At 37.7% G+C, this 13525-nt stretch carries 16 protein-coding genes; 15 read left to right on the top strand and 1 reads right to left on the bottom strand.

Going from position 1 to position 13525, the window contains the following annotated elements; genetic code table 11:
* The first annotated feature begins 60 nt into the window (after nt 1-60).
* The 8 genes from ATK78_RS04570 to ATK78_RS04535 all read left to right on the top strand — a co-directional run bounded on the left by ATK78_RS04570 (nt 61) and on the right by ATK78_RS04535 (nt 8517).
* Nucleotides 61-3042: a CheR family methyltransferase gene (locus tag ATK78_RS04570; protein ID WP_243732434.1), complete on the top strand. Its 2982-nt coding sequence runs from the start codon at nt 61-63 to the stop codon at nt 3040-3042.
* Nucleotides 3020-4639: a PAS domain-containing sensor histidine kinase gene (locus ATK78_RS04565; protein WP_133574856.1), complete on the top strand. Its 1620-nt coding sequence runs from the start codon at nt 3020-3022 to the stop codon at nt 4637-4639. Before ATK78_RS04570 ends, ATK78_RS04565 begins: the two co-directional genes overlap by 23 nt.
* Before the next feature lie 12 nt (nt 4640-4651).
* On the top strand, nt 4652-5641 hold the full coding sequence (locus tag ATK78_RS04560; protein WP_133574855.1) for a chemotaxis protein CheB: 990 nt from the start codon (nt 4652-4654) through the stop codon (nt 5639-5641).
* Nucleotides 5642-5651: 10 nt separating this feature from the next.
* Entirely contained in the window at nt 5652-6293 is a 642-nt protein-coding gene (locus ATK78_RS04555; protein WP_133574854.1) for a response regulator transcription factor, read from the top strand.
* Between the two features lie 150 nt (nt 6294-6443).
* Nucleotides 6444-6653, top strand: coding sequence for a hypothetical protein (locus ATK78_RS04550; protein WP_133574853.1), 210 nt, complete (start codon nt 6444-6446; stop codon nt 6651-6653).
* A gap of 120 nt (nt 6654-6773) precedes the next feature.
* Nucleotides 6774-7112: a PadR family transcriptional regulator gene (locus ATK78_RS04545; protein ID WP_133574852.1), complete on the top strand. Its 339-nt coding sequence runs from the start codon at nt 6774-6776 to the stop codon at nt 7110-7112.
* A 1-nt stretch (nt 7113) separates the two neighbouring features.
* The gene (locus tag ATK78_RS04540) at nt 7114-7779 is read left to right on the top strand and encodes a hypothetical protein (protein ID WP_133574851.1); all 666 of its coding nucleotides are present in this window, start codon (nt 7114-7116) and stop codon (nt 7777-7779) included.
* A gap of 66 nt (nt 7780-7845) precedes the next feature.
* Complete coding sequence (locus ATK78_RS04535; RefSeq protein ID WP_133574850.1) at nt 7846-8517, top strand: DUF6766 family protein; 672 nt, start codon at nt 7846-7848, stop codon at nt 8515-8517.
* A gap of 3 nt (nt 8518-8520) precedes the next feature.
* On the opposite strand, the gene ATK78_RS04530 is transcribed toward ATK78_RS04535, so the two are convergent.
* Complete coding sequence (locus ATK78_RS04530; RefSeq protein ID WP_133574849.1) at nt 8521-8943, bottom strand: SRPBCC family protein; 423 nt, start codon at nt 8941-8943, stop codon at nt 8521-8523.
* A gap of 140 nt (nt 8944-9083) precedes the next feature.
* Between ATK78_RS04530 and ATK78_RS04525 the strand changes: the two genes are divergently transcribed.
* The 7 genes from ATK78_RS04525 (at nt 9084) to ATK78_RS04495 (ending at nt 13524) form a co-directional block, all read left to right on the top strand.
* On the top strand, nt 9084-9788 hold the full coding sequence (locus ATK78_RS04525; protein WP_133574848.1) for a hypothetical protein: 705 nt from the start codon (nt 9084-9086) through the stop codon (nt 9786-9788).
* Between the two features lie 130 nt (nt 9789-9918).
* Nucleotides 9919-10335: a hypothetical protein gene (locus ATK78_RS04520; RefSeq protein ID WP_133574847.1), complete on the top strand. Its 417-nt coding sequence runs from the start codon at nt 9919-9921 to the stop codon at nt 10333-10335.
* 148 nt (nt 10336-10483) lie between these two features.
* Entirely contained in the window at nt 10484-11008 is a 525-nt protein-coding gene (locus ATK78_RS04515; protein WP_133574846.1) for a hypothetical protein, read from the top strand.
* Nucleotides 10989-11783 (top strand): sensor histidine kinase, encoded by a 795-nt coding sequence (locus ATK78_RS04510; protein WP_133574845.1) that lies wholly within the window; start codon nt 10989-10991, stop codon nt 11781-11783. The genes ATK78_RS04515 and ATK78_RS04510 overlap by 20 nt, the downstream gene beginning before the upstream one ends.
* Nucleotides 11776-12450 carry a response regulator transcription factor gene (locus tag ATK78_RS04505; protein WP_166664821.1) on the top strand — a complete coding sequence of 225 codons (675 nt, stop codon included), beginning with the start codon at nt 11776-11778 and terminating at the stop codon, nt 12448-12450. Before ATK78_RS04510 ends, ATK78_RS04505 begins: the two co-directional genes overlap by 8 nt.
* A 242-nt stretch (nt 12451-12692) precedes the next feature.
* Nucleotides 12693-12983 (top strand): hypothetical protein, encoded by a 291-nt coding sequence (locus ATK78_RS04500; protein ID WP_133574843.1) that lies wholly within the window; start codon nt 12693-12695, stop codon nt 12981-12983.
* An 82-nt stretch (nt 12984-13065) separates the two neighbouring features.
* Nucleotides 13066-13524, top strand: coding sequence for a peroxiredoxin (locus tag ATK78_RS04495; protein ID WP_133574842.1), 459 nt, complete (start codon nt 13066-13068; stop codon nt 13522-13524).
* Nucleotide 13525: the final 1 nt, after the last annotated feature.

Genomic DNA, 13525 nt, shown 5'->3' with positions numbered 1-13525 from the left:
TTAGCTGGTTACTTTCATGGTTATTTTTATAATCTTACTTTAGCTATTATTTTTAAGAATATGGCTAAGAAAGCGAGAGGTAAACAAGAAACAATTCACACAAACGAAGAAGACCTGTCTCAATTGATGGTGCAGCGGGAAGGAAAAAGCAATCAGGCCAATTTCTTTCCGATCATTGCAATGGGTGGGTCGGCTGGTTCTTTTGGTGCGTTTGAAAAGTTCTTTTTACACATGCCTGCCAACAGTGGCTTTGCATTTGTAATCATTATGCACCTTGACCCAACCCACAACATGGACGTTTCCGGACTTTTGCAGTCTTCTACATCCATGCCAATCATAGAGGCTAAAGATGGAATGGTTATCGCTCCTGATCATGTTTATGTGATTCCACCGAACCGGGATATGGGAATCCATAATGGTAAATTACTTTTGTTTAATGCTTCGCGCGCTAAGGGTGCCCATATGTCAATTGATTATTTCCTGCAAAGCCTTGCCGAAGATCAATGGAACTATGCCGTAGGCATTATTTTCTCAGGTATGGGGGCCGACGGAGAAACTGGCGTCCGGATGGTTAAGGAGAAACTGGGGCTGGCGATTGTTCAAAGTCCGGAGACCGCAGAATACAGCAGTATGCCTCTTACCTCTATTAAAACAGGCATGGTAGATTATGTACTGGCTCCTGAAGAAATGCCTGCCAAACTGATGCAGTATCTGAATCATCCGGCAATCCGGGAAGCAGAAACAGAAGAAATGGTGCTGGAAAGAAACAATTCTACCCATCTGCAAAAAATCCTGATGCTGCTGCGTTCACAGACCGGTCACGACTTTACGTTATATAAAAAAAATACGATCAACAGACGCGTAGAACGGAGAATTGCATTTCATCAGTTGCCAGACTATGTGCATTATGTTAATTATTTAAGAGAAAACCCGCATGAAATTGATATCCTGTTTAATGAACTTTTAATTGGGGTCACTAAATTTTTCAGGGATCGTGAGGCATTTGACCTGTTAAAGGATCAGCTTTATTCAAAATTGATTAAAAAAGGGATTGATGAACCCATCAGAATTTGGATTGCGGGATGTTCAACCGGCGAAGAGGCCTATTCCATTGCGATCATCATATCTGAGTATCTGGCTACTTTAGCAATGAAACAGGTACCTAAAGTGCAGATCTTTGCTACGGATCTTGATCCGAATGCGATTGAACATGCCCGTGTTGGCTTTTATTTTGCAAATATAGTTTCTGAGGTTTCATTAGAACGACTGGATAAGTTTTTTCTGAAACGAAACAATGGCTATATCGTTAAAAAAGAAATCCGGGAAATGATCGTTTTCGCCCAGCATAACCTGATCAAGGATGCGCCTTTTACTAGACTGGACTTGCTATGCTGCAGAAACGTAATGATCTATTTAACGGCAGATCTGCAGAAAAAATTATTACCCGTTTTTCATTATTCCTTGGTTAACCAGGGCTTTTTGTTCCTGGGTCCTGCAGAGTCTGTAGGGGTATACAATGAAGCATTTACCGTGATTGATTCAAAATGGAAGATCTATAGACGCAAAGAGGGAATTGCTGGTGTAGGTAAGATGATCGACTTTCCGTTTAATATAACCAATCCGTTTAATAAAACGGTTAAAGAAATTCCGGTTAAGCAATTGGCTAAAAGTTACCTGACTGAATATTTTCATAAGATATTGCTTGAAAATTATACGCCTGCTTCCCTATTGATCAATGAAAAAGGAGAGATCCTTTATATCAATGGAAAAATGGACCGCTATTTACAGCTACACTCGGGTGAAGCGGTGATGAATGTTCATAAAATGGCCAGGGAAGAACTTAAATATGCTATTGGCAACGCCATTTACCAGGCAGCCATTCAAAAAAGAACCATTGAATTTAACGATCTTAAAATTAACGAAAATGGAAAAATCAGTTTAATCGATTTTTCTGTAGAATATTTGAATGACATACAGCTGCAGGGATTGTTTATCTTATCTTTTAAAGATAAGGGGCTGATGAAGAAACGTGCGGGGTCTGCTGGTAAAATAAAATCAACCCAGGTTGGGGCTGTGGATGAACTTGAAAAGGAATTGTCGTATACCAAGCAACAGCTCAATACAACCATTGAACAGATGGAAACTTCTCTTGAGGAATTAAAATCTACCAATGAAGAACTGCAAAGTACCAACGAGGAACTTCAAAGTACCAACGAGGAAGCATTAACAACCAAAGAAGAGATGCAGTCCTTAAACGAAGAACTCATGACCATTAACCTTCAGTACCAGAATAAGGCCGAGGAACTGACCCGGTTAAATAACGATATGAAGAACTTATTGGACAACACAGAGATTGGCACCATATTTTTGGATAATGAACTAAATATTTTAAGGTTTACCCCACAGGTAACCCGTTTATTTAATGTGATCCCTTCTGATATTGGTCGTTCAATTACACATATTGTCTCCAACTTTGATTATCCTTCCATTGAAAATGCAATTTTAGAAGTGATCGAAAACCTCAATGGGAAGGAACTGGAAATTAAAACCAGGAAGCACGATTGGTATAACCTGAGGATTATGCCTTACCGCACTTTGGATAATTTTATCAATGGGGCCGTTTTAACCTTTACCAAGATTACCCCGGTTAAGGCCCTGGAAAATAAATTATCTACGATGATGGTATATACCCAGAATCATGTAAACTCATTGGCCGATGCAGCGGTTCTTTTAGACTACGACCGTAAAGTTCTTGTAGTGAATGAACTGTTCTTAAAAATGTTTAATTTTAGAGAATTCGAAATTAAAGAACAATTTTTTATGGAGGTTGTTCATAACAAATGGAATACCACTAAACTCGATGCGCTGCTACATGTTAATTCTGAACTTACCGAACTTTATTTACAGCATGAGTTTCCTGGAATGGGTATAAAAAAGATGATTGTATATGTTCAATGCATTTCTGAAAATAAATTAAATAAGGATACTGTTATGATCATCACTTTCAAATTTCAAGAACGTGAACAGGAAAAAGAACAATAATAAAGAAGACCTGCTTTCGCTAATTAAAGCAAGAATGGACAGTCCGTTTGATAACCGAATGTTAATTGAAGGGAATGTTAGTGATCAGAAACTGGCTGTTCTTCTTGGGGAATTGCAGATCTTTCAGCTGGAGCTGGAGATGCAGAACGATGAGCTTTCAGCTTCTCACCTGATGCTGGAAAATGAAAGGGCCAGATTTGCCGGTTTCTTTGATCTGGCTCCCGTAGGGTATTTTATCCTTGATCATTTAGGTATTGTTGAAGAGGCCAATCAAACGGGTGCCGATCTGTTGTGTATTTCAAAAAATGATATTTTATATAAAAGGTTTCAGGCATTGATAGATTCTGCTGCCTGGGAGATATTTTATACCTTTCTTCACAGGATGCAGACTACTTCTGTGAAACAAAATACAGAAATCCGCACCTACATCAATGGGAAGGAACTCTATATCAGAATGGAAGGTATAGCCATACAGAATGCCTATACCGGTAAAATTCAATATTACCTTACTTTGATCGATGTTACTGAAAACCGCATGGTCCAGCAACGTTTTATGGATACCAATCAACGGCTTGAAATGACGCTTAATGCATCTGGAACCGGTACCTGGACAATGGGACTGGGTCAGAATAAAGTTTATCTTGATGATTTCTGTTATACCATCCTTGGGATTAATCCATGGGATTTTGATGGAAGTATTAAGAAATTAATTGAGATTGTTCATCCCAGTGACCAGTTATACGTTAGGCAAAGCTTATTAAACGCGAGTAATAATTCTATTGAGATGGATATTGAATTTAGGGTTGTCAATAGATTAGGAAATGTAAAAACCATTTCTGCAAAAGGGCATGAAATTCATAATGATGTTGATCATAGCTATTTTGCAGGTATAATAATGGATGTTACAGAGCGTAAGCGCCTTGCTAAAGAAGCCCAGGATATTCAATCTGAAAAGCAAAGGCTGATCTTGTCTGCAACGTTCGATGCCCAGGAGAAAGAGCGTTATAAAATTAGCAGTACCTTGCATGATAGTGTTTGTCAGATTTTGTACGGGATACGGATGAATCTACAGAATATTCAATTGTCGGGAAAAACAGAAGGTAATTTTGCCAATATTAATGAACTACTGGACCAGGCCATTCGTGAAACCCGCGAATTGTCGTATGAGCTGACTCCTTCCGTACTCAGGGATTTTGGTTTTGCTGCCGGAGTTAAAGAGATGGCCCAGCGGTTAAGTACAGCTACTTTTAAAATCAAGGCCAATATAAAAAGCTCTGCAGAATCCATTTCAAAAGATGTACAGTTGTATGTGTTTAGGATGATTCAGGAACTCATTAACAATTGCATAAAGCATGCGCAGGCAACTTTAGCAGAAATCACGGTAAGTACTAAGGATGGGATAGTAACGCTCATCGTTTCTGATAATGGTATAGGTTTTGATGTCAATCTTGAAGATTCTTTATTTAAAGGATCCGGGCTAAGGGCCATTAAAAACAGGATCTTTTTGTTAAACGGTCATATGGATCTGACTACCTCTAAGAAAGGGACTATGGTTACCCTTAAGCTGAAGAGCGATTTTGAGCCTTCATTGATTTAATATATAATTCGCATGTCTAACACTGTAATAAAAAATGTCATAACTATAGGAGCTTCCGCGGGTGGAATAGCAGCAGTTTCCAGACTGGTTGCAGGTTTTAATGCAACATTTGATGCCGCAATATTTATCGTAATCCACGTGTCCAGAAATTCGCTTTCTGATGTTATTTTACATGAGATTCAAAGGCGTACCAAATTGATATGTCTGATCCCGGAAGATGGACAGATCATTGAAAACAGTACGATTTATTTAGCTCCTGCAGATCACCACATGATGCTTGCTGGTGGAAATATCAGTATTAAAAAAGGAGCATTTGAAAACCATTGGAGGCCGTCTATTGATGTGCTGTTCCGTTCAGCAGCAGCAGCATACAGTAATTGCGTAACTGGAATTATTCTTACCGGATTGCTGGATGATGGTACTTCCGGGATGTCTGCCATAAAAAGAAGCGGTGGCAGAAGTATCATTCAGGACCCGGCCGAAGCCGATTTTCCGGATATGCCTAAAAGTGTTCTGTCTAACATGGAAGTTGACTATAAGGTGTCGATTGATGAGATGGGATATATTCTTTCAGACTTGTATTCAAGAGAAGAATGCAATGTAGCACATGTTCCTGATGATGTAAAGCTTGAAGCAGAAATTACGTTAAGGATGAGCAGTAATGTAGAAGATCTGGAAAAATTAGGCTCTTTTACCCCTTTTACCTGTCCGGATTGCGGAGGAACGCTGGTAAAAGTAGAAACCGATGAGGTACCCAGGTACAGGTGCTATACCGGACATTCCTATACCCAGAAATCCCTGGAAGAATCACAGATCAAATCATTAGAAGAATCTTTATGGGTTGCCATACGTATGATGGAAGAACGAAAGAACTTATTGATTGCTATGAATACGCATAAAGAACCCACAAAAGTAGAAATGGCCAGTCAAATAAAAATCCATATTGAGCGATTAAAAAAAATGATGCTGGATCTTGGAAATAATGCAGAGGTAATCAATTAATTTAAATAAGATGTTGGAAGTATTATTAGCAGAAGATCACAATATTGTTCGTAACGGGATAAGAATGCTGTTAGAAACAGATAAGACCATAAACATTGTAGCTGAGGCGACGAATGGAAAAGAGGTTTTGGAACATATAGCTAATGGTAAAAAGATAGATATAGTTCTTGCAGATATTAATATGCCTGAATTGGATGGGATTTCGCTGATTAGAGAGCTTAAACTCGTAAGCCCCAAAACAAGGGTGGTGATCTTATCAATGCACGACAATGAAAAATATGTATTTCAGGCATTTATTGAGGGAGCTTCCGGTTACCTGTTAAAAAATGTTAGTGCAGATGAATTGTTATTTTCACTAAAACACGTGAACACAGGAAATAAATATTTGTGTTCTGAGCTCGCCATTAAGATAATGGGCAGGCAGATACAAAATTCATCATCTGGTTTGGAATTCGCTGCAGAGTTTTCACCACGGGAAATAGAAGTATTGCTTTTAATTGCGGAGGGCCATACCAATCATGAAATGTCTGAAAAGCTTTTTATCAGTAAAAGAACGATTGAAGGGCATAGACAAAGTTTAATTGATAAAACGGGATCAAGAAATACAGCTGCTCTGATTCGTTTTGCAGTAAGTAATGGTATTATTCAATAAAAAGAACCTGAAATAAGAAATAATATTGCGGTTTATACCTGATCATACGAAAAAAATACCTCTTTAACATCAATATAAAACATTCCTGCAAGTTTTGATGTTCAGGTAATATTAGAATTTAATCTAATCATTTACCTTAAACTAAAAATTATGAAATTTAAGATCTTAACATTATTCGCAGTTGCAGCAATGGCATTTGCTGGTTGCGGATCTGATAAAAATGGTGATGGCGATTCGGATTCACTTACAACAGACACCAATATTGTAGATACAACAAGTACAATGAGTGGTACAACACCTCTTGATACAGGAACAGCAACAACCCCGGATACAATTCCAAGAGATACTATACCACAGTAACAGTTAAAAAATAGACTACCTACCTATGAATAAATCTGGGGGCATCTTTATAGATGTCCCCTTTTTTATTTTTATATACATAAGATTTCTATGTATATATGTAATTATGTATATTTGTACATGGCAATTAATAATGAACTTTTTAAGGGCACGCTGCAAACCATCATATTAAATCTTCTGTCTGAGAATGAAAGGATGTATGGCTATGAGATTACACAAAAGGTAAAGTCAATCACACAGGGTGAATTGTTACTTAAAGATGGGGCTTTGTATCCATCCCTACATAAGCTTGAAGCTGAAGGACTATTAGAAACGTCTACACAAATAGTAGATAACCGGCTGCGTAAATATTATTCTCTTTCTCAGGATGGAGAAAAGGAAGTTGTTAATAAATTGCAGGAAGCCAGGGATTTTATCCAGAACCTGCAGCTTTTGTTAAACCTAAAACCAACCATCTGATATGCTTTTAACCGAAGAACAATGTGCAGAGATACGGGTTTATATTTTCGATGTTCCCCGTTACCGCGAAACGTACGATGAGATTTATGATCATATCTTAAATTCCATGGCTTCTAAAGAAGGAGACTTTGACCTGGAATTGGTTCGGGAAATTATTGATGAGGATTTTGGTGGTTTCAGCCAGATTGTAAAACAGGAAGCATTGTATCAAAAACAGATTACCTCAAAATACAGGAAAATGCTTTGGTCTGAAATGTATGCAGGAACGTTTCACTTTCCTGAGGCATTAAAAAATCTGGGCTTACTCTTTATCTGCTATATGATTTATGACTACAGCTTAACTAATGAGGTTAACGTGAAGGTATTTTATCAGGCACTGTTAATTGCGGTAACGATTCCTGGTGTTATTTACCTGGTTAAGCGGTTTATTATAGATAGAAACCGATTAAAGCTTTCTATCAAATATGATTTTATGCACCAGGCCTGGATACTTGGTTTTCTGCTTATGAATTCTATGATCACATTAACGCTAATTGACGGTGCTGCATTTGAAATCAGTAAAGCGGCTAAGGTACTTGTAATTCTGACCTTGTATTTTGTAACCAGTATTTACATCCGCTCATTTATGAGATTGTGTGTGAAAAAAATGCAGATTCTGACTGTGTAATGCTTTTTTAATGTTGTAAACAATTTATCTGGCAGGTTGTTATGCGATTAATTAAAAGCAAACAACATGTCGGTTAATCCTAAAAAGCATTCTTTCTTTTATCGTAACGGTTTGTCTATCGTTTTTTTATCCTTGTTCATGGTTACGCTTGTTGCGCAGGCCTATTCCGGATGGAAACAGCATAACCAGGAACTCCAGGACCATCAGGCACAAGAAATTGGCTTGGGTACCTATCTTCAAAGCGGTCACTTTATTTCAGCTACCTTCGAGAACTTTGAAAGTGAATTTCTGCAGATGGCACTTTACGTGCTGCTTACTGTTGGGTTAAGACAAATTGGATCTGCAGAGTCTAAATCGTTGGATGAGAAGGAGGAGGTAGACAGGGCGCCTGTTACAGGTAAGGACGCGCCATGGCCAGTTAGAAAAGGAGGCTGGGTATTGAAGATCTACAGCAACTCTCTTTCCATTGTGTTTTTTCTACTGTTTTTTATAAGCTGGGGACTTCATCTCTACGGAAGCTGGCAGGATCATAATGTAGAACAAGTTTTAAAACACGAGCCTAAAGATACCGTTCTTCAGTTTCTCGCTCAGCCTACATTTTGGTTCGAAACGTTTCAGAACTGGCAAAGCGAATTCTTATCGGTTTGTTCTATTGTATTTCTAACCATTTATTTAAGGCAAAAGGGTTCTCCGGAATCAAAACCTGTAGATGCCCCACACTTAGAAACCGGCAAGTAACGACTATTTACTTTCTGTATATTTCTTAAAATTATTAAGAATAGACTGCCAACCGGTTTGTTGCATTTCTACAGGATTTGTATTTTCAGCTTCGAATGTTTCAATAATTTGGGTGTTATTCCCTTCACTGCTGAAAGAGATCTTTACCGTTCTGCCGTCACCCAGTGTATACGCTATGATCCTATTCTCTTCTACATGGGTATAGATGCCTTCAAAATCAAAGCTGAAACTACCATCTTTTGCGGCCATTGTGGTTTTAAACTTACCTGAAGTACGCAGGTCGTTTTCAGCATAAGGCGCATGCCAATCGTCAGATGCATGAGTCCATTGTGTCAGGTGTTCAGGTTTAGTCCAGAATTCCCATACTTTGTTTATAGGCGCATTTACCGTAGTTTTTACAGTTATAAAAGTTTTGGTTGATTCCATTTTCAATATTAATAAGATAAATATAGCGTATAATCACATAAACCAAAAGGGGGTAGTATGACATTTTTATAGTGTAATTGCGATTTTGCAATTATTAAAATAATTATACAGTATATTTCATTAAAATTTAGAACCTTAAAATGAAATTAAAATCTTTATTAGCGATCTTTCTATTATCTGCACAAGCGATAATGGCACAAAACACACTTAACAGCACTGGAAATGCAGGAGTAGGGGTAACTTCACCTCTCGTACCTTTGCATGTTAATTTATCGGCGGATAGTAAACCTGCAGGGGTTGTTGCCCCAACACAGTCCGTGTTTAAGTTATCAAGATCAGGGACACCTGGTAATTCTTACAGCGAATCTGCAGAATTTAGAGTTGGACATGGCGGACCATCCTTTTGGGGCTCTAAACTGGAGTTATATATAAACAGCTATAATAATCAATCTGATATCCCAGATCAATTAGCGATGAGCTGGCTTTACAATGGAAATGTTGGAATAGGCATCAGCAATCCTGCAGATAAACTTGCAGTAAATGGGACAATCCGGTCTAAAGAAATTAAAGTGGAGGTTGCCAATTGGCCCGATTTTGTATTTGAAAATGATTATAAAATCAGAACACTACCGGAGCTTGAGTATTACATTAAAGCATATAAACATTTGCCGGATATGCCATCTGCTAAAGAAGTAGAAACTGAAGGTATATCGCTTGGCGAAATGAATAAGAAATTAGTTAAACAGGTGGAAGAATTGAGTCTATACCTTATTGAAAAGGATAAAGTGATTACACAGTTACTGCAAAGAATGGATGCCATTGAGAAAAAAACAGCTAAAAAATAAGTGTTGATTGCTGGTGTATTGTTCTATGGGTATAATTATTTTTTTAAATACAATAATTGATAATTTATGATAGAATAAATATTTTTTTATTTAACTTGTTCATGCTTATCACACCTAAATTAACACCGTTATGGAAACTCAAAAAGATGAATCTTTATACGAAAAGCTGGCAGGAAACAGGGTACCAATTAAAGAGGCCAGCGAGGCAACACGCGCATGGCGTGAACTGCACTTCGAAAAACTACATGAGTCTGCAAATCTTGTAAAGGCTTTTTTTATTCCTATGGAAGATTTGAAGGCCCTTGTAAATCTTTATAGCGATTGCGGTGTTACAGGCGCAAGGGCATATATTGGTGTGTCTAACACGCAGCAGCAGATCGGATCGTCTGATCTTAAGCTGTTCATTGTTCCTGCTACGCTAACTGAAGACTTCTACAATGACAACAAGAACGCTGAATCTGAAGAAGATAAATCATCAATTTATGATTTTACAATGCCTTGTCCGGATAGTTGCGCTAAAGACAATCCCCTAAACTCAAATATTTAGTTTAACCAACCGTTCTGACGTCATGGCTTCCTGGTCTTATATTTATCAAGGAGTTATTGTCCCCGGATCTATACTAGTTCCTATAATAACTGCGAAAATTAATGCCCGGTATAGCAACCGTGCTTTAAAATCATTATTCGTATACATCTTGTTTGCGGGAGTTATTAATGTAATTGCATCTGTACTGGCATTTAATGGAATTAATAATATGCCGGTTCTTCATTTGTATACCATATTGGAACTGGTATTGGTATTGAGATTCTTCTCCATCGTGATTACGGGCAAAAAAGCAGTATGGTCAATTTATGGTATTAAATGGTTATTCCCGGTTTTCTGCATTATAAATTTTATATGCTTTGAAAGCGTGTTCATGTTTAATTCGTATACCCGGGCATTCGAAGCGATCATCATTATCATTTTTTGTATGATTTACTTTAAAGAGGTACTGGATTCCAGTCCAAATGTATTTAGAAGTTATTCTGTGACACTGGCGGTAGTTGGTTTTTTGATCTATTTCTCCGGGAGTTTTTTTCATTTTACATTCTCAAATTATATTAGCTACCTGGTTAAGTATGAGTTGAAAATGATCATTTGGAACATCCATGCAACTTTAGTTTTAATCATGTATTCATTATTTACGCTCGCCTTCATTTATGCAAAAGCTGACAGATAACTTTTATGTACTGCTCATTATAGCCATTACCGGTACATTTATCCTGGTACTTTCATTTGTGATGCTGTTGCTGCGCAGTCAGAAAAAATTGCTGGCACAACGTGAGCAGATCCAGCATAATGAACTGCTGCATCAAAAACTATTATTACGGTCAGTTATTGAATCACAGGATGCAGAACGAATTCGTATTGGAAGGGATTTGCATGATGATGTTGGTGCTGCACTTTCCAATTTAAACCTGATCATTGAGCGTTTTCTCCGGATACCATACAGTGTAGATTCTTTATTGGAATTTAAGCAATCTACCAGAAAAAGTATCGATCAAACCATCAAAAAAGTAAGGAACATCTCTCATAACCTATCTCCGGAAGTTTTTACGCTGAATACGCTTTCAGAGGCCCTGGAAGAACTTTGTGATTCGTTTAACCATGCAGACCACATTACTGTAGATTTTAACAATGATGCAGAAACTGTCCTTAATGGTTTTGAGCTGAACCCGGCATTATCCATTTATCGTATTGTTGAAGAGCTGATCACAAATACGATAAAACATGCAGATGCCACAGAAGTCATATTTTTAATTGCCATTGAGCATGGTGCGGTGTCTCTTAATTACCAGGACAATGGAAAAGGATTAAACACAAGTGATTCTCTGAAAAAGGGGAGAGGGATGCAGAATATTGAAAGCAGGCTTGGTCTTTTGAATGCCTCATCCAATATTGGCAAAGCTGCTTTTGGGTTTAGTATGGAGATTAAAATTCCTGTTCATGCCTAAGGAGAAGATTCATATTGCAATTGCTGAAGACCAGCACCTTTTTCGGGAAAGCCTGCACGCTTTACTCTCTATTCAGGTTAATATCAGGATCCTGCTGGAAGAGGACAATGGAAAAACGTTTTTAGAAAAGATTAAAGCCATGGAGCTGCTGCCAGATATTGCACTTATTGATATTAACATGCCCGGTTTAAATGGAATGGAACTTACAGAAATCCTGCGAAGCGACTTTCCTGCTATTAAGGTGATTATTCTGTCTGTATATAAACAAGACCGCTTAATCGCGAAAATGATCAATTCTGGTGCTTGTGCTTATTTGAACAAAAATTGTGATGCTGCTGAGTTATTTACAGCCATAGATTCAGTCCATAAAAATGGATTTTACATGACGGGCGAGGTTCTCCATGCGATCCGGCAGACTACCTCTCAAACCATAAAAAAGATAAAAGGGTTTAATGCGGTTCTGGAAGAACTAACCAAACGTGAAAAAGAGATTCTGGAACTGATCTGTAAAGAATATAACAGTGCAGAGATTGCCGATAAACTTTATTTAAGCATCCGTACGGTTGAAGGGCACCGAAATAATTTGCTGCTAAAAACCAACTCCAAAAATACAGCGGGCCTGGTGATGTTTGCACTAAAGCACGATTTGTTTCAACTGCTGCTTTAGCCGCTCAGCTAACTTCTGTTTAGCTTTCTTTTCTTATACAATGCCAATTCTGATCGATTGATCTTCCCCAATATCCTTAGTCAGACCAGGTAGAACTACCTGATTTATTAAACGGGTAATTCCACTCATACAGGTAACTCCATAAATATGGAATTTAGATCATGTCATCGAAGCTATAAAATGATGACAAAGTATACGCTGAAAACCTGAAAAGCATAGGTGCAATTATCAATGAATAAAATATGCCTCTAGTAATTATCAATTTGACTATAACTAAACAAGATACTAACAGCGCCTCAACTGAAGTTTGGTCAACGGAATATGGGTATTGGGAATCGAAGGATGCAGTTGTTGCTATTTTAGATTCAAAATATCCAATTCCGGATGGCTTTTTTAATGACCCGGAAGATACATTTGTGATCACCGCTAAAGGGATGTTTAGTATTGAAAAGTTTACTTCTAATGTCCTGAAACTGGATACTGATCAAATTGAACAAGAAATCAGGCTTGGCTTTAAAAGTGCGGCTATTTAATTCTGAAATAGAAAAATAGTCATTTGAATTGCTGTTGAATTATGAAAAGGCTATATTACCCTAAATTTATAAAAGTCTATTTATGTTAAAAGCAGGAGATAAAGCGCCGGAATTTGAATTGTATGCCACACCTGATCAAAAGATTAAACTGAGTGAATTTAAAGGTAAAAATGTAATCCTTGCGTTTTATCCGGCAGATTGGAGCCCGGTATGCAGTGATCAAATGGCACTGTACAACGAGATGTTAAAGTTCTTTAATAAATACAATGCAGATATCATGGGTGTTTCGGTAGACAGTAAATGGTGTCACCTCGCATTTGAGCAGGACCGCAAGCTGCATTTTCCATTATTGTCTGACTTTGAGCCTAAGGGTGCCGTTTCCAAAGCATACGGTGTTTACGATGAAAAGGCAGGAGAAAGTAAAAGGGCTTTATTTGTTATTGACAAAGATGGTATAATTGCATGGAGTTACTTATCACCAACGGCTATTAATCCCGGTGCTGATGGTATATTAGATGCACTGGAAGAACTTACTAAATAGA

It is taken from the genome of Pedobacter metabolipauper (assembly GCF_004362715.1).
GTDB classification, from domain to species: domain Bacteria; phylum Bacteroidota; class Bacteroidia; order Sphingobacteriales; family Sphingobacteriaceae; genus Pedobacter; species Pedobacter metabolipauper.
The sequence above is the reverse complement of the archived record's forward strand: the minus strand, read 5'-3'. Positions and strand labels throughout refer to the sequence as shown.

Coding starts and splice junctions, on each gene's coding strand:
- ATK78_RS04570 (WP_243732434.1), top strand. CDS start 61: ATGGCTAAGAAAGCGAGAGGTAAACAAGAAACAATTCACACAAACGAA.
- ATK78_RS04560 (WP_133574855.1), top strand. CDS start 4,652: ATGTCTAACACTGTAATAAAAAATGTCATAACTATAGGAGCTTCCGCG.
- ATK78_RS04555 (WP_133574854.1), top strand. CDS start 5,652: ATGTTGGAAGTATTATTAGCAGAAGATCACAATATTGTTCGTAACGGG.
- ATK78_RS04550 (WP_133574853.1), top strand. CDS start 6,444: ATGAAATTTAAGATCTTAACATTATTCGCAGTTGCAGCAATGGCATTT.
- ATK78_RS04545 (WP_133574852.1), top strand. CDS start 6,774: ATGGCAATTAATAATGAACTTTTTAAGGGCACGCTGCAAACCATCATA.
- ATK78_RS04540 (WP_133574851.1), top strand. CDS start 7,114: ATGCTTTTAACCGAAGAACAATGTGCAGAGATACGGGTTTATATTTTC.
- ATK78_RS04535 (WP_133574850.1), top strand. CDS start 7,846: ATGTCGGTTAATCCTAAAAAGCATTCTTTCTTTTATCGTAACGGTTTG.
- ATK78_RS04530 (WP_133574849.1), bottom strand. CDS start 8,943: ATGGAATCAACCAAAACTTTTATAACTGTAAAAACTACGGTAAATGCG.
- ATK78_RS04525 (WP_133574848.1), top strand. CDS start 9,084: ATGAAATTAAAATCTTTATTAGCGATCTTTCTATTATCTGCACAAGCG.
- ATK78_RS04520 (WP_133574847.1), top strand. CDS start 9,919: ATGGAAACTCAAAAAGATGAATCTTTATACGAAAAGCTGGCAGGAAAC.
- ATK78_RS04510 (WP_133574845.1), top strand. CDS start 10,989: ATGCAAAAGCTGACAGATAACTTTTATGTACTGCTCATTATAGCCATT.
- ATK78_RS04505 (WP_166664821.1), top strand. CDS start 11,776: ATGCCTAAGGAGAAGATTCATATTGCAATTGCTGAAGACCAGCACCTT.
- ATK78_RS04500 (WP_133574843.1), top strand. CDS start 12,693: ATGCCTCTAGTAATTATCAATTTGACTATAACTAAACAAGATACTAAC.
- ATK78_RS04495 (WP_133574842.1), top strand. CDS start 13,066: ATGTTAAAAGCAGGAGATAAAGCGCCGGAATTTGAATTGTATGCCACA.